The sequence below is a fragment of the Burkholderia sp. ABCPW 111 genome (assembly GCF_000773065.1).
GTDB lineage: Bacteria > Pseudomonadota > Gammaproteobacteria > Burkholderiales > Burkholderiaceae > Burkholderia > Burkholderia savannae.
Window position 1 is genome coordinate 222,174 of record NZ_JPWT01000002.1, and the last position, 20,681, is coordinate 242,854.

Genomic DNA, 20,681 nt, shown 5'->3' on the forward strand with positions numbered 1-20,681 from the left:
CTCGTTTTTTCGCTTGACGACCCATAATTTCGCGATGTCCGAACCGAACATGCAGCGCACCGTGCAGCAGCCCAAGCAGATCGTCGTCGTCGAGGACGATCCGGTGCAGCGCACGCTGCTCGTCACGTGGCTCAAGGCCGAGGGCTACCGCGTCGAGGCGTTCGAGGACGGGCTCGCCGCGCGGCGCTTTCTCGGCGACAGCTGGGCCGATCTGCTGCTTCTCGACTGGGATCTTCCCGGGATGACGGGCGAGCGGCTGCTCGCATGGGTGCGCGGCCGCGCGCGCTCGATCGTGCCGGTGATCTTCCAGACCGTGCATTCGGACGAAGAGGACATCGTCAAGATTCTTGACGCCGGCGCGGACGACTTCCTCGTCAAGCCGCTCGAAAAGCAGACGCTGCTCGCGCGCGTGCGCGCGCTGCTGCGGCGCTTCGCGGCGCTGTCGGCCGATAGCGCTCGCATGCCGCTCGGCCGCTACGTGCTGTCGCGCGCGACGCTGACGGTGTCCGACGGCGGCGCGTCGCACGCGTTCAGCGCGAAGGAATTCGACATTCTCTGGCATCTGGCCGAGCATCCGGGCGCGGTCGTGCAGCGGCAGGACCTGCTGCGGCTCGTGTGGGGCGCGGACGCGTGCGCGCAAACCCGCTCGGTCGACATGTACGTGAGCCGGCTGCGCAGCCGCCTGAAGGCGGCGGGCATCGGCTGGACCGTGCACGCGGCGTATGCGACCGGCTATCGCCTCAACCTGGGCGCGGACGCGGAATCGACGGATCGCGCATCGTGACGCGGCGCGCGGCCGCATCGGCTGCCGCCGTGGCGCTCGTGCTCGCGGGCCATGCGCCGGCGCTGCGAGCGGTGCCGCTCGCGTGGCCGCTCGCGCGCTTCGACTATCGCGTCGGGGCGGTGAGCGCCGTCGACGCGTTGAGCGAGCTGAGCCGCCGTTCGGGTGTCGCAATCGACGTCGACGCGCGCACGCCGTGCCGGCTCGACGTGCGCGACGCGCTGCCCGCGCAGCGTTTCGTCGACTGGGTCGCGCGCACATGCGGGCTTGCGTGGTATTACGACGGCGCGGTGCTGCAACTCGTCGCGCCCGATGCGTTCGGGCGCGCGGCGGTGCGGCTCAATTACGCGACGCCCGCCGAGCTGCGCGCGACGCTCGCTCGGCAGCGGATCGTCGACGGGCGCTGGCGGCCCGCTTATGACGACGCGGCGCGGATCGTGCGGGCCGCCGGCCCGCCGCGCTACGTCGCGCTCGTGCTGGCCGCCGCGCGTGCGCTCGACGTGGCCGCGCAGGCGCGCGTGCGAACCGAGACGCGCGCGTTCCGGCTGCGCGCGCGCGCGGCGGCCGATCGCGACGTGCGCGTCGAGGTGGGCGATGGGGGCGACGCGTCGCTGCCGGGGCTCGCGACGCGGCTGCGCCGGCGGCTCGAAGCGGAGGGCGCGGCACCGCGCGCGGTGCCGGGCGTGCGCGAATTCACCGCGTCGCTGCCGATCGTCGGCGCGGACGCGCGCTCGAACACCGTGTTGATCCGCGACGTGCCCGCGCGCCTCGCGCACGACGCGCGGCTCGTCGCGCAGCTCGACACGCTGCCCGCGCCGATACGGATCGACGCGTTCGGCGCGACGCTCGCGCCCGCGCAGCTCGATGCGCTGGGGTTGCGGTGGCGCGACGACGTGCGGGCCTCCGCGGCATCGCGCGCGGCGGGCGATGCGCGCGATGCTTCGCGTTCGCCGGGGCGAGCGGAATCGTCGGCGGCGTCGGGTGCGGCGGATTCGCGTCGCGCATCCGCCGTAACCGGCATGTTCGGCATGTCCAGCGCGTCCGGCACGTCTAGCACGTCCGGCATGTCCAGTACGTCCAGCACGTCCAGTACGTCCAGCACGTCCAGTACGTCCAGCACGTCCAGCACGTCCAGCACATCCAGCACATCCAGCACATCCAGCACATCCAGCACATCCAGCACATCCAGCACGTCCAGCACGTCCAGCACGTCCAGCACGTCCAGCACGTCCAGCACATCCGGCGCGTCTCGCGCAACCGCCGCAGCCGCCGTAAATGGGACGCCGGCCGCATCCGGCGCGTCCAACGCCGCCGGCGCACCCGGATCGTCCAAACCCGCCAGCGCATCCGCGCCGCGCATCGCGATCGCGACGGACGGCTGCGCGCAGGCGCGTGTACGCGTCGCCGAACTCGCCGCGCGCGGTGCGGCATCGATCGACGTCGACGGCTCGACATTGACGCTTCCCGACGGCAACGCGGATTTCGGCCGTCTGCGGCAGGCGTTCGTCCCGTCGAATGACGGCGACGTGCGAACGCTCGACTCGCGGAGAAGCGGTTTCGCGATGCGCGTCACGCCGCGCGAAACCGCTCAGGCGGGCCGCTACGCGCTCGACATGCGGATCGTCGAGCGCCGCGAGGATGGCGGCGGCCGCTCGGCCGGCGCGCTGTCGCCGGGCGAAGCGACATCGGTCGATACGACGTCGGGCGAAGCAACGCTGGGCGAAGCCACGTCGAGCGTGACGCTCGCGGCAGGGGAGTGCGCGGCGGTGGCGCTGCCGCTTGCCTCCGGGCGCGGCGCGCGGCGGCTCGTGCTGGTGACGCCGCGCGTGATGACGACGGATTCGGCGCTCGTGTCGCGGCCGGCGTCGTCGGGCGCGCCGGCATCGGCGCGAGACGCGCCGGCCATGGCACACGTGAGCGCACCTGCACCCGCACGCGCAACGGCACCCGAAGCCGCAATCGAAGCCGCACCCGCACCGGCGTCCGCAACCACAACCACAACCACAACCACAACCACAACCACAACCACAACCACAGCCACAGCCACAGCCACAGCCACAGCCACAGCCAAGGCGGCGCTCGCCGCCACGAAGCCGTCGGCGCGGGCGCATCCGTCTTCACGCCCGCCCACGCCCACGCCCACGCCCACGCCGCTTTCGTCGCTGCCGGACGGCCTCGGCCTCAGGAGTCAGACGCGCCTGCTCGGCAATTGATGCAAATTCCGCACATTATCAAGCGACGATCGCGCACGATTCGGGCTCGCCGCCGCAATCGTCTTTTGAAATTAATGCGACCAGTCGATTAACGCGGGATCGGGCTTGTTTATATGATTTTTTTTCGATTTTAGATCGGCATATAAAAATGCCGGATCGGATGCGCATGCATCTAACGATTAACAATGGACTGCATCATTTCATGCAGTTCGAGCCGATTGTAAGTTGCCCGTAACGCGTCTTTCGTCGTGATCCGGTTGCGCGCCGCGAGCGAGGCGAGATCGTCGTTCAGCGAGCGCGACATGTTGTCCTCCCGGCGCCGCAGGAATTCGTTGACGAGGTGCAGCTTCGCCGGGTCCGCGATCAGCTTGGCGACCTGGTTGTTGTTGTTGAACAGCAGCTCGCTCGCGAGCACGAGACTCTCGCCGTCCGCGCTCGGCACGAGGCTCTGGCAGACGATGCCGATCAGCGATTCGGCGAGCGCGACCGCGTGCCGGTCGCGCTCGCCTGCCGGAAAGAACGACAGCAGCTTGTTGAGCGCGCTGACCGCGCTGCCCGTGTGCATCGTCGCGAGCACGAGGTGCCCGGATTCGCCCGCCTGCAGCAGCGTGTCGGCCGTCTGCGCGTCGCGCACCTCGCCCACCATCACGACGTCCGGCTTCTGCCGCAGCGCCTCGCGCAGCCCGTGCGGAAAATTCGGCGTGTCGGTCGGCACTTCGCGCTGCGAGATGATCGACTGGCGGCGCTCCAGATAGTATTCGATCGGCTCCTCGATCGTGACGATATGCGTGTTGCGCGTCGCGTTGACGTGCTCGAGCAGCGACGCGATCGTCGTCGTCTTGCCCGAGCCCGTCGGGCCGGTGACGAGGATGATGCCCTTCGTGTTGTCGAGCATCGAGCGCACGTACACGGGCAGGCCGAGCTCCTCGAGCGGCAGCGGCGCGAGCGGCAGGCGGCGCATCGAGATCACGATCTTGCGGCCGCCGCCCGCGCGATACACGTGGCAGCGCAGCCGGCAGCGCGTGAGGACGAACGGGCGATCGAGCGTGCCCTGGCGCAGCGCGTTCTCCCAATGCTCGTCGATCGCGTCGAGCAGCGGCCGCATGTCGTCGAGGAGCACCGGTTCGTCGCTCGTCTCGATCCAGCCGCGCGGCGTCTTGATCGTGACGGGGCGGTCTTGCTCGATGTGGATGTCGGTGAACATCTGCTTCAGGTCGATCAGGCCGAGCACTTCGCCCGCGAGATCGCGCAGCGGGGCGGCGGCGGGATGCTGGTTCATCTTGGCGATTCGAATGAATGGAATGGGCGGCGCATTGCGCGCGGCGAGTGGGAAATTGAATGGTCTATTGAATTTTGCATGCCAACTAGCTTTTGTCAAACTATTCGGGGTATATTTGCCGCGCAATAATCAATTCAATAATGCGACTGCGTGCGCAGACCTATTATGTAAAGCCGAGGTAATCCCGGGTCCGGAAAGCCATTTCCGGTCGCGAAGGCGGCCCGATGCGTCGGGCGCGGCATCCGGGATCGTCGAGCGGCAAAGCGCGGGGGCCAGCGGCGCACGACGGCAGTCGAGTAACGAGGAAAAACATGATGCACGGCGCTACGGTCGCCGCGGCCGCGTCCATCGCGATCGCGCTCTTTGCAACCGATTGCGCGGCGAGCGGTCCGCCCGCCGGCACCGATCCGGCATCGGGCGATGCATCCGCCGGGCGCTTCGATCACGCCCCGCTGACGGCGCAGCGAGCCGATGTCTTTCGCGCGCCGCCGCAGCCGGCGTCCGCCGTGTCCGCGCCGGGCGCGGACGCGTCGCCCGAGACGGCGGTGCCGGCCGCCGCGACCACGCCCGCGCTCGCGCCTGCGACCGCCGCGCAGCCCACGGCGCACTCCGTCCCGGACGGGCACGTCCCGAACGGGCACGTCCCAAACGGGCACGTCCCAAACGGGCACGTCCCAAACGGGCACGTCCTGAACGAGTATCTCTGGGACGTACGCACGTCCGACGGCACGATTCGCGGCGTCTTGTCGCGATGGGCGCGCACGGCGGGCTGGCAGCTCGTCTGGGATGCGCCCGTCGATTTCAGCATCGATGCGCAGGCGACGCTGCGCGGCTCGTTCGAGGATGCGCTGCAAGCGCTCGTCGCGAGTCTCGGCCGCACGTCGACGCCGATCCAGGCGATTCTCTATCAAGGCAATCACGTGTTGCGCGTCGTCGCGCAAGGAGCGGGCTGATGCGCGTCTATTTCGCCATTTCGTTTCTGGCCGCCGTGCTGCTCGCCGGCTGTACCGGGCTGCGCGGCGGCATCGAGCGGGACGCGCACCGCGATTCGAGCGCGTCGGACACACTCCTCAAGCGCGCGTCCGAAGGCGAAAACACCGTGCATGCGCTCGCGCCCGTCGTCGTCGACAACGGGCTATGGGTGTCGGCGGGCGCCGTCAAGCTGCGAAGCAGCGAACAGCTGCCCGCGCTCTTCGACGAGCCGGCTTCGTTCGATCGCTCGGTCTCTTCGTTATCCGAATTCGCCGAGCAGATCACGCGGCTCACGCAGGTGCCGACGCAGGTCGCCGCGAGCGCGCAGCAGGCGGCCGCGCGTTCGCAGCACGGCGGCGGCGCGGACGGCGCGGCGCGCGGCGCGAGCGTGTTTCTCAACGCGGCGGGCGAGCGCTCGATGCCGCCGCTGCCGCCCGGGATGCCGGGCGGCGCGTCGTCGGGCGTCGGCAAGGCGGGCGGCGGCGCGGGCGCGGACGGCGGCGGCACGTCGTTCGCGGCGGTGCGCATCCTGTACGCGGGCGGCACGCTGAGCGGCCTGCTCGACGCGGCGTGCGCGCGCTTCGGCGTGTTCTGGAAATTCGAGCAGGGGACGATCCGCTTCTTCTTCACCGATACGCGCACGTTCCAGGTCAACGCGATTCCCGGCGACTCGTCGCTGAACGCGTCGGTGGTGAGCGGGGCGACGAGCGACGGCGCGTCGGGCGGCTCGCAGGCGGGCGGCTCGGGCGGCGGCGCGAACGGCGCCGGCTCCGGCACGACGGGCCTCACCGCGAACAACACGGCGAACACCGCGGTGAATTCGCAGCTGTCGGTGTTCAACGGGCTGCAAAGCGCGATCCAGTCGATGCTTTCGCGCTACGGCAGCTCGGTTTCGTCGCCCGCGACCGGCTCGATCTCGGTGACCGACACGCCCGACGTGCTCGAGCGCGTCGCCGCGTTCATGGCGCAGCAGAACCGGTCGCTGTCGCGGCAGGTGCTGCTCAACGTGACCGTGCTCAGCGTGTCGCTGAATGCGGGCGACGCCTACGGCATCGACTGGTCCCTCGTCTACAAGACGGTGTCGGCGGGATTCGACATCGCCAATCCGTTCAAGCCGGTGTCGCTCGCGCCGGCCGATCTGTCCGCGACGGTGCTCAGCCCGACGAGCCGCTTCAACGGCACGAAGCTGCTGATTCGCGCGCTGTCGCAGCAGGGCACGGTGCGGCGCAAGACGTCGGCGTCGGTCACGACGCTCAACAACCAGCCGGTGCCCGTGCAGGTCGCGACGCAGACGGGCTATCTCGCGTCGGTGTCGACGACGAACACCGCGAACGTCGGCTCGTCGACGGCGCTCACGCCGGGCACCGTGACGACCGGCTTCAACATGACGCTGCTGCCGCACGTGCTCGACGACGGCACCGTGATGCTGCAGTTCTCGACGAACATCTCGTCGCTGCTCGAGCTGAAGGAAGTGTCGAGCAGCGCGGGCCGCGACGCGACGCGCATCCAGACGCCCGACGTCGACATGCGCAACTTCCTGCAGCGCGTCGCGATGAAGTCCGGCGAGACGCTCGTCATCAGCGGCTACGAAGGCGCGAACGATTCGCTCGACGAGCGCGGCGTCGGCGTGCCGAAGATGATCGCGCTCGGCGGCGGCTACGAGGCGCAGCGCTCGCGCGAGGTGATCGTGATCCTGATCACGCCCGTCACGCAGCGCGGCGGCGCGTGACGGAGCCGGCGATGAGCGCGCAAGTGATTCAAATCGGCCGCCAGCGCTTCGTCGGCGGGCTGTTCTGGCAATCGCTGTCGAGGCGCAACGAGCTGCGCGCCGAAGCGGTCGAGCTCGCGAAGAAGCTGAAGTTCGACCTGATGGTGCTGCGGATCGATCGCGGCGTCGCGGCGGCCGGCTATGCGAACACGCGCGACGGCTTCGCGCCCGGGCATCTGTCGCTCGGCGCGATGGTGTCGCGCGCGATCGCGCTCGAAGGCGCGTTCTACAACGGGCGGCGCCAGCCCGCGCCGAACTGGCTCGGCGCGTTCGCGCTGCCCGACGGGCGCTGGGCGTATTTCGCGGTGCGCGACCACGCGTTCATGCCGAACGGCGACTGGGTCGGCAGCCGCGAGGAAGCGCTCGAGCGGCTGCATACCGATTACGCGTGGGGCGGCTGGAACGTCGTGATCGGCGAGCCGGAGCTCGAGAGGCAGGGCTTCCAGAATTTTCAGCCGAAGCGGCTCGACGAGCTGCTGCCGCGCCGCGGCGGCCGGCCGCGCACCGAGCGCTGGTGGGCGCTGCGGCCGGTCGAGCGGCGCTTGCCGCCGCGCACCGCGCTGATCGCGGCGGCCGCCGTGTGCGTCGCGGGCGGCGGCCTGCTCGCGTATTGGCATCATCGCGCGAAGGTCGAGGCCGAGGAGCGCGAGGCGGCGCTCGCGCGCGTGCGCGCGGAGCTTGCCGCGCGGCAGGCGAAGAGCGAGCCCGTCGCGCATCCGTGGGCGACGCTGCCCGATGCGATCGCGTTCTCACGCGCGTGCGCGACGCGTTTCGGGCGGCTCGCGCCGGGCGGCTGGCGGCTCGAGCGCTACGAATGCACGCCGGGCACAGCGCACTACGCGTGGGCGCGCAACGGCTCGAACGTGCGCTACCTGCTCGCCGAGCAGCCCGCCGCCATCGTCGCCACCGACGGAGAGCGCGCGACGCTCGACGTGCCGCTCACCGCACCGACGGCGGACGACACGCCGCTCGTCGACGATTCGGCTGTCAGGACACAGCTTCTGTCGCGTCTCCAAATGCTGGATGCGGCCGCTAAACTGGACCGGCTGCTTCCCGATCGATCGTCGCACGCGCCGCTCGCGAATCTCGCGCAGCAGGCGGCCGCCGCGCCCGCGTGGCGCGCGTACCGGTTCAACGCGAGCCTGGGCGGCCTCGCGCCGCCCGAGTTCATGCGCGCGATCGACGTGCCGGGGTTGCGCGTGCAGCGCATCGCTTATCAGAACAATCAGTGGACTCTCGAAGGAGTGCTCTATGCGAAATAGTCGCGTCCGATCGATGTGCGCGCTTGGCGCCGCGCTGCTCGCCGGCGCCGCGCGCGCGGCGGGGGGCCTGCCGTCCGACGACGGCGGCGCGACCGCCGCGCGGCTCACGCAACTGCAAAGCGAGACGGTGCTGCTGCAGGCGCAGTTGAAGAAGCTCGAGACCGAGCAGCAGGTGGCCGAGCGGGCCGCGCAGCTCGCACGCGTGCGCGGCGGCGCGCCGGCCGGGCAGTTCGAGGTGACGGCGATCGAGGGCGTCGGCAAGCGCGCGTTCGCGACGCTGCGGATGAACGGCGGCGCCGAATTCGAAGTACAGCGCGGCGACGCGCTGCCGGATGGCGGGCGCGTCGTCGCGATCGGGCCGCGCGCGGTCGTCGTGTCGAATCGCGGGCGCACGGTCCGGCTGTCGACGGCGTCGCCGTCGCCTTCTTACGCGGGCAATCCGCCGCTGCCGGCCAACGCGGCCGCGCCGCTGCCGACGCTGCCCTCGCTGCCTTCCCTGCCCGCGAGCGGATCATGAGCCAGGACGCGCAACGACCCGACGCGTCGGCCGTGCGCGCGACGCCGCCCGCCGTTGCCGACGCCGCGCCGCCGCGCGGCCCGCGCGCCGTCAGCGAAGCGGGCGACTTCGCCGCGAGCGTCGAGGAGCGCAAGTTCGTCTGCCTGTTCGACGACGGGCGGCTGCTCATCGCCGAAGGCCACGAGATGAATCCGTTCGTGCTGTCGTATCGCGCGCGGCTCGACCGGATGGGCCGGCCGTACCGGCCGACGCCCGCGACGCTGATGCAGGTGCGCGAGGCGTACCGGCAAAACGCCGCGGGCGGCGGCGAGCGGCTCGATCACACGGTGATGCAGGTGCTCGCGAAGGAGCTGATCGGCCGCGCGTGCCGCGAGCGCGCATCCGACATCCACATTCGCGTGCGCCGCTTCAGCACCGAGGTCTACTTCCGCGTGCACAACGAGCTCGCGCGTGTGAACGAGCACACGCGCGAGCACGGCGAGCGGCTGCTCGCGACGCTGTACGGCGCGATGACGACCGTGTCGGACAACAGCTACCGGCCGAGCGAGCGGCAGGACGCGAGCATCGGCGACCGCGACAAGCTGCCGGACGACCTGTACGGCGTGCGGATCGCGACGACGCCGACGAGCGAAGGCAGCCTGATGGTGCTGCGGCTGCTCTACAACGACGCGGGCGACGCGACCGATCTCGCGGCGCTCGGCTTCGCGCCCGGGCACGTCGCGGCGTTCCGCGCGCTGCGCGCGCAGCCGCACGGGATGAACATCATCAGCGGGCCGACGGGCTCCGGCAAATCGACGACGCTGCAGCGCACGCTCGCCGCGCAGATCGACGAATCGCGCGGCAGCCTGCACGTGATCACCGTCGAGGACCCGATCGAATACCCGATCGACGGCGCGGTGCAGACGCCGGTCGCGAACGCGCCGACCGAGGAGGCCCGCGCGCTCGCGTTCGCGGCGGCGATCACGAACGCGATGCGGCTCGACCCGGACACGATCATGATCGGCGAGATCCGCGATCGCGCATCCGGGCAGACGGCGCTGCGCGCGTCGATGACGGGCCATCAGGTGTGGACGACCGTGCACGCGAACAGCGCGCTCGCGATCGCCGACCGCCTGATCGATCTCGGCCTGCACGCACGGATGGTTACCGATCACACGGTGATTTCCGGCCTCGTCAGCCAGCGTCTCGTGAAGCTGCTGTGCCCGCATTGCAAGCTGCGGCTCGTCGATCATCCCGACCGCATCGAGCCGGGCCTCTTCGCGCGGCTGCGCGGCGCGCTCGACGGCCGGATGCAGGACGCGTGCATCGCGGGCGACGGCTGCGCGCATTGCGGCTCGGTCGGCACGATCGGCCGCACGGTCGTCGCCGAAGTGATCCTGCCGGATGCGCGGCTGTTCGAGTTCCTGCGCGAAGGCGACAAGGCCGGCGCGCTCGAATACTGGACCCGCACGCTCGGCGGGGTGACGCTCGCCGAGCACGCGCTGCACAAGATCGCGGCGGGGCTCGTCGATCCGCGCGGCGTCGAGCGGGTCGTCGGCACGCTCGCGCCGGCGGCGGGCGAAGCGCGGCAGCAGCTGTCGCTGGTCGGATTCAGCTATGGCACTTGAGCTGAATCGCCGCTGGGCGAAGCTCTGCCTGAACGCCGACGAGCGGCTGCGCGTGTATCGGAAGATCGCGAAGATGCTCGGCAACGGGCTGCCGCTCCTCAAGGTGCTCGAGGAGCTCGAATGGCGCGCGTCGCGCGAGGGCCGCAAGCCGCGCGAACCGCTCGCGATCGTGCTGTCCGACTGGCGGCTCGCGGTGCAGAACGGCGGGATGCTGTCTGAGGCGATGGGCGCGTGGGTGCCCGCCACCGAGCAGATGATCGTCGCGGCGGGCGAGCAGGCGGGGCGCATCGAGGACGCGCTCGCGTCGGTCGCCGACATCGTGCAGTCGAGCCGCAAGATCCGCCGCGCGGTCACGGGCGGGCTCGCGTATCCGGTCGGGCTCGTCGTGATGGTGATCGGCTATCTGTACCTGTTCGGCACGCACGTCATCCCGAAATTCGCGCTGATCGCCGATCCGTCGCACTGGCGCGGCGCCGCGCGCTCGCTCTATCTGATGTCGCTGTTCGTGCAGGGCTGGATGCTCGCCGTCGTCGCGGCGCTCGCCGCGGCGCTCGTCGCGCTCGCGTGGTCGCTGCCGCGCTGGCGCGGCCCGCTGCGCATCTACGCGGACCGCGTGCCGCCTTATTCGATCTACCGGCTCGTCGCGGGCAGCGGCTTCCTGATCGCGTTCTCGGCGCTGCAGGCGTCGGGCGTCACCGTCGAGAAGGCGCTGCTCAAGATCGGCGTGGTCGCGGGGCCGTGGCTGCGCGAGCGGATCGACGACACGCTCGTCGGCGTGAAGTCGGGCCTCAACGCCGGCGAGGCGCTGCTCAACGCCGGCTATCAGTTTCCGTCGCGCGAGATCGTCGAGGATCTGTGCATCTACGCCGAATACGGCGGCTTCGACGCGGCGCTCAAGATGCTCGCCGACGAGTGGCTCGAAGAGGGCGTCGCGCGGATCGCCGCGCAGATGCGCGTGCTGAACGGCGCCGCGATCGTCGTGCTCGCGATGCTGATCGGCTGGCTCGTGACGGGCTTCTTCGGCATCCAGCAGGAAATCGCCGCGATGACGCGCGCGATGCATTGACGCCGCGCATTTTCAATCCAGGAGAAACCAACATGAAACCACTCGCTGCCCACCCCGCCTATCGACGCGAACCGGCGTTCTGCCGACGCCACCGCAAGGAGCGCGGCGCGTCGCTGCTCGAGAGCATCGCGTATCTCGGCGTCGCGGCGATCGTGATCGTCGGCGCGATCGCGCTGCTCGGGTCGGCGTTTTCGAGCGCGAATACGAACCGGCTCGCCGAGGAGCTGAATGCGATTCAGACGGGGACCAAGAAGCTTTATATGGGGCAGGTGAACAACTACGGGAGTGAGTCGCTGAATGCGAATCTCATCGCCGCGAAGGTGTTTCCGAACACGCTGCCCACCGGCGACAACGATGCCGTCTCGAATACGTGGGGCGGCACCGTCACGGTGACGGGGGCGGGACAGACTTTCACCGTCGAGTACACGAACGTTCCGCGCGACGTCTGCATCAATACGCTGACCGCCGGCGGAAACTGGTTGTCGGCCAAAGTCGGCGAGAAAGCCGTGAGCTATCCGGTTGCGCCGACCGAGGCGACGGGCGCTTGCACCGGCACCGTCACGATCGTCTGGAAGTCGAACTGACGCCGCCCGAGTTTTTTTCCACCGTCCACGCCGCCGCTCATGTACGCCTTAGCCGCCGCGCTCGCCTTCGCAGCGCTCGCCGCCGTCTACGCGACGCTGCAGGGCCCGTTCGCCGTTGCCGCGCTGCAACCGTCGCGCACCGCGCAAGCGCTCGCCGACAACCTCGCCGTCTACCGCCAGGCCGCGCTCGATTACGCGCGCACGCATCCGGGCACGCGCGGCGCGGTGCCGAACGCGCAACTCGCGTTTCCGGCGTGGTATCCGGGCGCGAACCCGCTGTGGCGCAACTATGTCGAGAACGGAACCGTCGTCGCGTACGCGGCGTCGGCGCCGCCCGTGAACATCGCGGGCGAGATCGCGACGCTCGCGGGCGGCTCGCTGTTCGCGGGCGTCGCGTATCGCAACGCGGTCGTGCGTCCCGGCTACGCGAATCCGAACGTGCCGGCGAACGGCGTGCCGTTGCCCGCCGGGCTGACGATCGCGAACGGCTTGCCGGTGTGGATGGGGCAGGCGTACTGATGCGCTTCGCGTCTTCCCGCCGCCGCGCGCGCGGCTTCGCGCTGATCGAGATGCTCGGCGCGCTCGCGATCGCTGCGCTGATGCTCGCCGGCATCGCGATGTTGGTGGATACGTCGCTCGACGACGTGCGCGCGCAGCAGGCCGCGCAATACCAGGCGCAGGTGACCGCCGCGGCCACGCGCGCGCTCAAGCGCGACTACGACGCGTGGCTGCAGCGCGCGAACACGCAGGCGCCCGTCGTGATGACGCTCGCCGATTTGCAGGCGACGAACGATCTGCCCGCCGCGCTGCGACCGGCGAACGCGTACGGCCAGCATACGTGCGTGCTCGTCAAGCGGACCGCGAGCGGCGCCGGGCTCGACGCGCTCGTCGTGACGACGGGCGGCGAGACGATCGGCGACAAGGAGCTCGGGCTCGTCGCCGCGAGCGCGGGGCCGGGCGGCGGCTCGATCGGCGCGCGCTTGCCGGCGGAGGCGCGCGGCGCGTTCGACGCGTGGCGCATGCCGCTCGGCGCGTACCTCGGCGGCAGCTCGCCCACGTGCGATCCGGCCGACGCCGCGCCGCCGAACGCCGGCCATCTCGCGAACGAAATCTTCTTCAACGGCCCGGGCCAGCAGATCAACAGCGATTATCTGTATCGCGTCGGCGTCGGCGGCCATCCGGAGGCGAACGCGATGCAGGTGCCGATCTGGCTCACGCACACGTTCGTGGAAGGCAGCGCGGATGCGGCGAACTGCGGAACGGCCGGCGGCTTCGCGAACGGCAAGCTCGGCGCCGACGCGGCCGGCAATCTGCTGAGCTGCAGCAACGGCGTGTGGCGCGGCGCGGGCGGGCACTGGAAGAGTCCCGTCGCCACGGCAGGCACCCTGCCCGACGACGCATCGAACGAAGCCGGCGACGTGCGCCTCACGCTCGACACGTTCCGCGCGTACGCGTGGACAGGCGGCGGCTGGCAGGCGCTCGCGGTGGACCGCGACGGCAACATGATCGTGCCCGGCATCGTCGCGGCGAATCGGCTCGAGATCACGGGCAGCGTCGTCGTCAACACGCCGTGCTTGCCCGATCCTATGCGGCAGAACGCGGGGCTCGTGTCGATGGGCCAGGACGGGCAGGTGCTGTCGTGCCAGAACGGCATATGGCTGCCGCAATCGGGAATCAAGATCGGCGGCACCGACATGGACTGCCAGATCCTGATGGCGACGCCCGGCGCGACCGATTTCCCGCAATGCTCGAGCACCTACGCCGGTCCCTATCCGAACGGATCGCTCATCACGTACGAAGCGGACGGCACGTACACGTACACGATCGACCGGCGCGTGAAGCTCGACAACAACGGGCTCATTTCGGTGAGCGCGTACATGCACATGAGCTATGCGACGTGCGACCTGAAGGGGCGCGAAGGGCAGATGCGGCTCGTCGTCGAAATCATCGACGTGCAGGGCAACAAGGTGATCGCGCACGGCGAGGCGCAGTCGACGAAGCTGATCGAGGACGCCGCGACGATCAACGTCACGCTGAACCAGGCCGCCGAGCCGCGCGGCGGATACGTGGTCAGGCTCGCGAGCAAATGGGCGACGTACGACAGCTACGCGAAGACGCCGTGGCAGTCCACCTATTGCAGCGGCGGTCATACATTCCTCCAGACGCCGCTCGTCACGGGCTGGACCGTCAATTCGTTCTATTGAACGGGCCTTCGCCGCGCGCAGCATTCGCCGCGCGCGGCTGCGGTTAACTGCGGGGGTCTCCCATTCGCGGCGCGCGATCCGTCTGATCGACCGACGGTGCGCGCCCCCTCCGGACGGACCCATGAAGGCCAAGATTTCCGTTTTGCTGCCCCTGCTGTGCTCGCTCGCGAGCCTTTCCGCTCACGCCGCGCCGGTTCGCTGGCGCAGCGCCGAAATCCAGTACGCGGCGCAAGGCAAGGACGTGAAGGACGTGCTGCGCGATCTCGCCGCGAGCCAGAACGTCGCGGCGAACGTCGCGCCGGGCGTGAGCGGCGCCGTCAGCGGCAAGATGAAGATGTCGCCGCAGCGCTTCCTCGACACGCTCGCCGCGTCGTTCGGCTTCGTCTGGTACTACGACGGCACCGTGCTGTACGTGACGCCCGCGAGCGACATGAAGAGCACGCTCGTGAAGCTCGATCACGCGAACACGGGCGACCTGCGCGACCTGCTCGAGCAGATGAAGGTTGCCGACGCGCGCTATCCGGTCACCTACAACGCGCAGCAGCGCACCGCGCTCGTCGCGGGGCCGTCGCGCTACGTCGAGCTCGTGACGAGCGTCGCCGCGCGGCTCGACGAGAATTCCGCGCGCACGGGCGGCACGACGATCCGCGTGTTCACGCTCAAGCACGCATGGGCCGCCGATCGCGACGTGAACGTCGACGGCACGACCGTGACGATGCCGGGCGTCGCATCGCTGCTGAACCGGATGTATCACCCGGGCGAAGGCAGGCATGCGTCGCAGACGACGGTCGGCAAGCCGATCGGCCGCGCCGCGCCGATGACGGATCTCGGCGGCGGACGCAGCGGCGTGCCGCCTTTGCCGCCGCTGCCGCCGTACATGCAGGCCGCGCAGGCGGGCGACGGCGCGGGCATGCCGGCGGGCGGCCTCGGCGGCCAGGGGAGCGATCCGCGTCCCGGCGGGATGATCGCCGCGGCGATCGCGAATCCGGGCGCGGCGCGCGCGCCCGACGCGCTCGGCGGCGCGAGCGCCGTGCCCGCGGGCGCGAGCGACGCGGCCGACCTGCCGGTGATCCAGCCCGATCCGCGCACGAACTCGATTCTCGTGCGCGACGCGCCCGAGCACATGGCGCAGTACCCGGACCTGATCGCGCTGCTCGACGTGAAGCCGCGCCTCATCGAGATCGAGGCGCGCATCATCGAGATCGACGAAGGCGCGCTCAGGCAGCTCGGCGTCGACTGGCGCGCGCACAACAGCCACGTCGATTTGCAGACGGGCACGGGGCTCACGTCGCAGAACGCGTATGCGAGTGGCTCGCTGAATCCGACGTTCGGTTCGATCACGCTGCCCGGCAACGATTCGGCCGGCGTGCCGGCGAGCCCGCTCGGCCTGTCGCTGACGGCCGTGCTCGGCGACGCGGGCCGCTATCTGCTCGCGCGGATCAACGCGCTCGAATCGTCGAACCAGGCGCGCACCGACGCGAGCCCGAAAGTCACGACGCTCGACAACGTCGAGGCGGTGATGGACAACAAGAAGCAGTTCTTCGTGCGCGTCGCGGGCTACACGTCGGCCGACCTGTACAGCATCTCGACGGGCGTGTCGCTGCGCGTGCTGCCGATGGTCGTCGAGGAGGGCGGACGCACGCAGATCAAGCTCGACGTGCGGATCGTCGACGGCGAGCTGTCGCAGCAGACGGTCGACAACATTCCGGTGATCGTGTCGAACGAGATCAACACGCAGGCGTTCATCGAGCAGGGGCAGGCGCTGCTGATCGCGGGCTACAAGGTGGATGCGCGCTCGAGCACGCTGTCGGGCGTGCCGGTGCTCTCGAAGCTGCCGCTCGTCGGCGCGCTGTTCCGCTCGACCGACAAGCAGGACAGCCATAGCGAGCGGCTCTTTCTCGTCACGCCGCGCGTGATCGAGCCTTGAGCAGGCGCGGCGTGGCGCGGGCGCTTCGCGCCGGCTGGCGGCCGCCGCGCGATTCACGCCGGGCGCGGCGCGGCATCGAGCATGGCCGACGCCGGTGACGCGAAGACTAATTGCGCTTGCGCGCCCGCAAGCGCACCGCCGAATCGAACAGCGCCTGAGCCCGGGCGAGCTCGTCGAGCGCGCGATCGAGGCGCGACACGGCGGCCGCGTATTCGATGCTCGAGGTCGTATCGTCCGCGTCGCCGCGAACGGCGCGAAAGGCGAGGTCGACGTTGCGCGTCGCCTCGAAGAAACGTTGTGCGGCCTGGGCTTCCCGTGAATGCGGGATGGTCGACATGGACGCTGCTCCTCTGTTGCCAAACATGACAAGCCGACGGCAAGCGCTCGCATCGCGCGACGCGCATCGGCGCGAACCACCGAATGCAACCGCATCGTCGGCCGCCGCGAGCGGGCCCGCGTGCCGGATCGCTGCGCGTTCCGATCGGGCCGTCATGGTCGAATGGCGACCAACCGCCGACGCACGCCAACGACGTAACCTTTCATGAGTCGCCGCGCGCCGCGCGCCGCGCGTCCGGCGCGCTCAGGCGCCCGTTGCGTCACCACGCATGGCTTGCCTGCGCGTGGGCCGCGCCGCCGAACGGCGCGACGGCCTCGACGGGCGGCAAATCGAACAGATCCCGCGTGAACCCGCGCGCCTGCTCGGCGGCGGGCCGGCTGCGCAGACGCGTGACCTGCTCGACGAACGTGCCGAAATCGCCGTCGCGCGCCGCCTTCGTGATGTCCGCGAGATCGCGCGCCTTCAGCATGCTCGGCTGCGTGAGCCGCACGAAGTACGGTGCCTCGAGCTCGACCGACAGCGCGAGCGGATAGCGCTTGCCCGTTTGCTCGGCTTCGCGGCCGACGCAATCGACGACCGCCGCGCTTTGCGCGGCGCCGAGCACCTTGCCGGTGCTCACGCTGCGCAGGTGATCGGGATGCACGCGCAGGCGCGTGCCGATGCTGAGCTCGGTCGGCGATGCGCACACGAGCGCGTAGTAATGCTCGCGGCGGCGCCCCGAAGGCAGCGTCGCGCGGCTCGTGATGAACGTGTGCGGCGGCAACTGACGCACCTGGCCGCCCGCATCGATCCACGCGTTCCATAGCAGCACGTCTTCCGGTTTTCTTTCCGCCGGCCGCGCCTTGCTCGACGCCGGCGAGAACAGCGCGATCAGCGAGCCCGTTCGATGCGCGGCAATCTGCGCGCTGTTGCCGAGCGGCTGGCCGATGCCCCACAGAAACCGCCCGCCTCCCAACCGGCGCTCCCATTCCTTTCTCAGCACGATGGTCGGGAGTTCCTCGCCGGACTCGTTACCGATCTTGGTCCAGCAAAACGTCGGGGGCAGGTGTTTCAGTGTCATCAACTCTTTCTCGGAATGCGGCCGACCGCCAGCTTCGACGATCAATTCATTAGGCGTTAATGTATATGTATAATGCATACTATGGAAGCCCCTAAGAGACATTTTTCTGTTCAGGACCTATTGAGCCGGCTGCTGGCCGATACCCGCTCGTCCAGCGAAATAGCTAGGCTTTCGGGCGTCAGTCAGCCCACCGTCTCGCGACTCAGGTCGTCGGGCGGGCGTCGGCTGCGCAGGAGCGGGTCATTCAATAAGCTATGCAGTTTCTACGGCGTCGAGGCGCGTCAGTCGGGCCGGCTTTCGGCCCCGTACAACGATTTGCTGCGCGAGGCGATCGTCGAGGCGTGGGACGGCTCGGAAGAGCACGGCCGCGCGCTGCTCGGCGTGATCAAGGGATTGAAGGAACTGAGCGGCAAGCCGGGATGACGGCCGCTTGCGGCGCCGATGTTCGATGGCGTGCGGATTCGCGGCGCACCGTGCGGGGCGTCGCGAATCCGCACGTTCGGCGTTTGTGCGTGCAGGCTATCCGTCGTCCGCGGTGCGAGTGAACGGCGCGGCCGAACGGTTCGACGCGGATGTGCGGCTTCGTTCGGTGACGCCAGTCGCGGGAAGGCGTGGGCGTTTGCGCGTATGCGTTTGCGCGATCACGAATGGGCGATCACGAATGCATGGTCGCGAATGCATGGTCGCGATCGCGCGATCGCGAATGCGAAATCGGCGTGCGCGATCGCCAACAGGCGATCGACGCCCGCCGTGCGGATCGTGAATGGGGGCGAGGAAGAGGGCGCGTGTCGCGCGGCATGTGCAACGGCGTGGCGATTCGCGACGGAGCCGCGCCGTTGCGCGTCATGACGAGGTGTGCGGCGCGATGCGCAAGCCCGATGTGCAAGTCAATGGATTGGCCATCGATCATCGGCTCGAGCGGCACGCTCGGCGCATGTAAGCGCCTTCGACGCGTTCGGCGATCGCATGAAATCGTCGACCGAGCGCCGATCGAACGCCGATCGATGCCGGTGAGCGCAGCGCTCGCATTCGGTCTCGCGCGGAGCATGCGCTGGCCGGTTCGACGGCGCCCGTCGCAGGGACGGTGTCGAGCGGCCGACCGGCGCGGGGTGCGCCGACCGGCCTCATGCGTCATGTCAGGCGGGTCGGCGAGTGCGAACCGCCTTTTTCACGTTTACTTGCGGCCGAGATATAGTTCGGTGCAGATGTGCGTGAAGTGCATTTGCGACGAGCTTTTGGGCGTTTGACCGTTGTCGAGAGAAGCCACGGCGACCGCATACGGGTTGTAGGTGATTCGCCAACGATCGGATGGCACCGACATCGTATGGAAGTCGCCGGTCATGCTGCCGAGGCCCTGACACTGGCCGACGTTCAGGTCGATCAGCAGGTTGCCGTTCGCATCGGTGTAGCCCGACGTTTCCGTCAACAGCGTGTAGGGGCCGTTCTGGCTCGCGCCGTCGTATGCGCGCACCCAGACGCGCTCGCCCGGCGGCAGGCGCACGTTGCCCGTCGAGTCCCACGCGATGACGCCCGCCGACACCACCCGCGCGACGTTCTCGGTGCCGCGCACGAGATGCGTGATGTTCTCGTTGTCGAGGAAGCGATAGAAGCCCGCGGTGCCCGCGCCGTCCGACACGCGCAGCGTGTAGGCTTGCGCGGCGGGTGCCGTCGCGCCCTTGTCGTAGACGCGGAACATCAGCGTCGCGCCCGCCGGCGACGTGATGTTGTACGGCGTGCCCGACGCGAGCGTGGCCCACGTGTTCGGCGCGGTTTCGAGCTCGGCCGTTTGCGTGCCCGCGCCCTTGAACGTCACGTAATTCGTCGTTTGCGTCGAAGGCACTTGCACCGCGTAGTAGTCGAAGTCCGCGACCGTGTCGAGGTTCGCGTTGATCTGCTGGTTGCCGGTCAGCCGCGTCGGATGCAGGATCGAATCGTTCGGCTCGTAGCTGTCGTAGCCCGTCGTGCCGTACACCTGGAACTGGAACGTCGCGTTGCCCGCGCCCTGCTGCGCGCTCACGAGCAGCAAGAGGCGCACCGGGCCGTTCGGGATCGCCTCGACGACCTTGTTCGGCGACAGGTCGGCCTGGCTGTCGAGCACGGTCCACGAGCCGTCTTCGTTGACCTGCACGAGATGCGCGTCGTGCTGTTCGTTTGCCGGCAGGTTCACGACGTACGCGACGATCTTCGTCGCGCTCGGCGCGACGAACTGGAAGCAGTCGGACTGGCCGGCGGGCGCGGTGGGCGCGTTGTACGCGGCGCCGATCGTCACGTCGGTGCAGCCCGCGACGGGCGGCGCGACGGTGGCGGCGGTCGCGGCGGCCGGCGCGCCGAGCGTCGATTGCCGCGTCGCGAGCGACGCGCGCGAGCCGGCCTGCCGGATCGTGCTGGCGGACAGCGTCGGCAACGGCCGCGGCAGGTTCGGCAGCGACGCGCGGCGCGCGGCGAGCTGCTCGCCGATTTTCGTCGGCTCCGCCTTGCTGATGCCGGAAACGTGCGATTGCGCGGCGATGGTCGGCGGTTGCGACCACGACGGGCTCATTGCCGCCGCGGTCAATAGTGCTGCAGCGTATTTCAGTCTTTTCATAGGGTCTCCTAGCGTGTGAGCGCGCTTGACGCGCGGCAATCATCATACGTTTGCCGGAGAAAAAAGGGGCGGGAAAGTTTCGGATTCGGGTTGGCAGGTGGAATCGGTGCCGCCGGCGGATGCGTGTCGATGGGATCGGGGTGTTGCGGGCGGCTCGGAAAGCTCGCCTGGGGGCGGCGCGCGGGCGGCGTGGTCGATGCGGGATGCCGGGAGCGTGGCGGCGCGCGGGGGCGTGGGTTGTCGCGGCCGGGGTGAGGCCGCGAGATCGACCCCGCGCACCCGCATCCTGGTGACGCCGTGACTCTGTGACTCCGTGACCTCGCGACCCCGTGACCTCGTGACCTCGTGACCCCGTGACCCCGTGACCCCGTGACCCCGTGACCCCGTGACCCCATGACCTCGCGACCTCGCGACCTCGCGACCTCGTGACCTCGTGACCTCGTGACCTCGTGACCTCGTGACCTCGTGACCTCGTGACCCCGTGACCTCGTGACCTCGTGACCTCGCGACCTCGCGACTT

17 protein-coding genes and 1 pseudogene are annotated in these 20,681 nt (G+C 69.6%); 14 read left to right on the forward strand and 4 right to left on the reverse strand.

What is annotated here, in order from left to right; genetic code table 11:
- The first annotated feature begins 34 nt into the window (after positions 1 to 34).
- From X946_RS02620 to X946_RS35985, 3 genes and pseudogenes are all read left to right on the forward strand, one after another.
- Complete coding sequence (locus X946_RS02620) at positions 35 to 784, forward strand: response regulator transcription factor (protein WP_038743729.1); 750 nt, start codon at positions 35 to 37, stop codon at positions 782 to 784.
- Positions 781 to 1,899 (forward strand): annotated as a pseudogene (locus X946_RS35980) (secretion protein); the annotation flags it as partial. The gene X946_RS02620 and the pseudogene X946_RS35980, both read left to right, overlap by 4 nt.
- A gap of 444 nt (positions 1,900 to 2,343) precedes the next feature.
- Positions 2,344 to 2,994: a hypothetical protein gene (locus X946_RS35985; RefSeq protein WP_235363987.1), complete on the forward strand. Its 651-nt coding sequence runs from the start codon at positions 2,344 to 2,346 to the stop codon at positions 2,992 to 2,994.
- Positions 2,995 to 3,166: 172 nt separating this feature from the next.
- Here the strand turns inward: X946_RS35985 and X946_RS02630 are convergent, their stop codons facing one another.
- The gene (locus tag X946_RS02630) at positions 3,167 to 4,273 is read right to left on the reverse strand and encodes a type IV pilus twitching motility protein PilT (protein WP_038743733.1); all 1,107 of its coding nucleotides are present in this window, start codon (positions 4,271 to 4,273) and stop codon (positions 3,167 to 3,169) included.
- 311 nt (positions 4,274 to 4,584) lie between these two features.
- On the opposite strand from X946_RS02630, the gene X946_RS02635 reads away from it, so the two are divergent.
- The 10 genes from X946_RS02635 (at position 4,585) to sctC (ending at position 16,180) form a co-directional block, all read left to right on the forward strand.
- Complete coding sequence (locus X946_RS02635) at positions 4,585 to 5,226, forward strand: toxin co-regulated pilus biosynthesis Q family protein (RefSeq protein WP_038743736.1); 642 nt, start codon at positions 4,585 to 4,587, stop codon at positions 5,224 to 5,226.
- Positions 5,226 to 6,974, forward strand: a complete 1,749-nt coding sequence (gene pilN, locus X946_RS02640; protein WP_038743738.1) for a PilN family type IVB pilus formation outer membrane protein — start codon at positions 5,226 to 5,228, stop codon at positions 6,972 to 6,974. Before X946_RS02635 ends, pilN begins: the two co-directional genes overlap by 1 nt.
- Before the next feature lie 11 nt (positions 6,975 to 6,985).
- Positions 6,986 to 8,275, forward strand: a complete 1,290-nt coding sequence (pilO2, locus tag X946_RS02645) for a type 4b pilus protein PilO2 (protein ID WP_038743894.1) — start codon at positions 6,986 to 6,988, stop codon at positions 8,273 to 8,275.
- Between the two features lie 13 nt (positions 8,276 to 8,288).
- On the forward strand, positions 8,289 to 8,792 hold the full coding sequence (pilP, locus tag X946_RS02650; protein WP_038743741.1) for a type IV pilus biogenesis protein PilP: 504 nt from the start codon (positions 8,289 to 8,291) through the stop codon (positions 8,790 to 8,792).
- Entirely contained in the window at positions 8,789 to 10,399 is a 1,611-nt protein-coding gene (locus X946_RS02655; protein ID WP_038743744.1) for a GspE/PulE family protein, read from the forward strand. Before pilP ends, X946_RS02655 begins: the two co-directional genes overlap by 4 nt.
- On the forward strand, positions 10,389 to 11,465 hold the full coding sequence (locus X946_RS02660; protein WP_038743747.1) for a type II secretion system F family protein: 1,077 nt from the start codon (positions 10,389 to 10,391) through the stop codon (positions 11,463 to 11,465). The genes X946_RS02655 and X946_RS02660 overlap by 11 nt, the downstream gene beginning before the upstream one ends.
- Positions 11,466 to 11,497: 32 nt before the next feature.
- The gene (locus X946_RS02665; protein WP_038743749.1) at positions 11,498 to 12,049 is read left to right on the forward strand and encodes a type 4 pilus major pilin; all 552 of its coding nucleotides are present in this window, start codon (positions 11,498 to 11,500) and stop codon (positions 12,047 to 12,049) included.
- A 39-nt stretch (positions 12,050 to 12,088) separates the two neighbouring features.
- Positions 12,089 to 12,568 carry a type IV pilus biogenesis protein PilM gene (pilM, locus tag X946_RS02670; RefSeq protein WP_038743752.1) on the forward strand — a complete coding sequence of 160 codons (480 nt, stop codon included), beginning with the start codon at positions 12,089 to 12,091 and terminating at the stop codon, positions 12,566 to 12,568.
- The gene (gene pilV / locus X946_RS02675) at positions 12,568 to 14,253 is read left to right on the forward strand and encodes a shufflon system plasmid conjugative transfer pilus tip adhesin PilV (protein WP_038743755.1); all 1,686 of its coding nucleotides are present in this window, start codon (positions 12,568 to 12,570) and stop codon (positions 14,251 to 14,253) included. The genes pilM and pilV overlap by 1 nt, the downstream gene beginning before the upstream one ends.
- Before the next feature lie 121 nt (positions 14,254 to 14,374).
- On the forward strand, positions 14,375 to 16,180 hold the full coding sequence (gene sctC / locus X946_RS02680; protein ID WP_038743757.1) for a type III secretion system outer membrane ring subunit SctC: 1,806 nt from the start codon (positions 14,375 to 14,377) through the stop codon (positions 16,178 to 16,180).
- A gap of 106 nt (positions 16,181 to 16,286) precedes the next feature.
- Here sctC and X946_RS02685 read toward each other — a convergent pair whose 3' ends face one another.
- The gene (locus X946_RS02685) at positions 16,287 to 16,517 is read right to left on the reverse strand and encodes a hypothetical protein (protein ID WP_038743759.1); all 231 of its coding nucleotides are present in this window, start codon (positions 16,515 to 16,517) and stop codon (positions 16,287 to 16,289) included.
- A 259-nt stretch (positions 16,518 to 16,776) separates the two neighbouring features.
- Positions 16,777 to 17,577, reverse strand: coding sequence for a hypothetical protein (locus X946_RS02690; RefSeq protein ID WP_038743896.1), 801 nt, complete (start codon positions 17,575 to 17,577; stop codon positions 16,777 to 16,779).
- 81 nt (positions 17,578 to 17,658) lie between these two features.
- Between X946_RS02690 and X946_RS34900 the strand changes: the two genes are divergently transcribed.
- Positions 17,659 to 18,000 (forward strand): hypothetical protein, encoded by a 342-nt coding sequence (locus tag X946_RS34900; RefSeq protein WP_052144986.1) that lies wholly within the window; start codon positions 17,659 to 17,661, stop codon positions 17,998 to 18,000.
- 751 nt (positions 18,001 to 18,751) lie between these two features.
- On the opposite strand, the gene X946_RS02700 is transcribed toward X946_RS34900, so the two are convergent.
- Positions 18,752 to 20,161 (reverse strand): hypothetical protein, encoded by a 1,410-nt coding sequence (locus X946_RS02700; RefSeq protein WP_038743762.1) that lies wholly within the window; start codon positions 20,159 to 20,161, stop codon positions 18,752 to 18,754.
- Positions 20,162 to 20,681 lie beyond the last annotated feature (520 nt).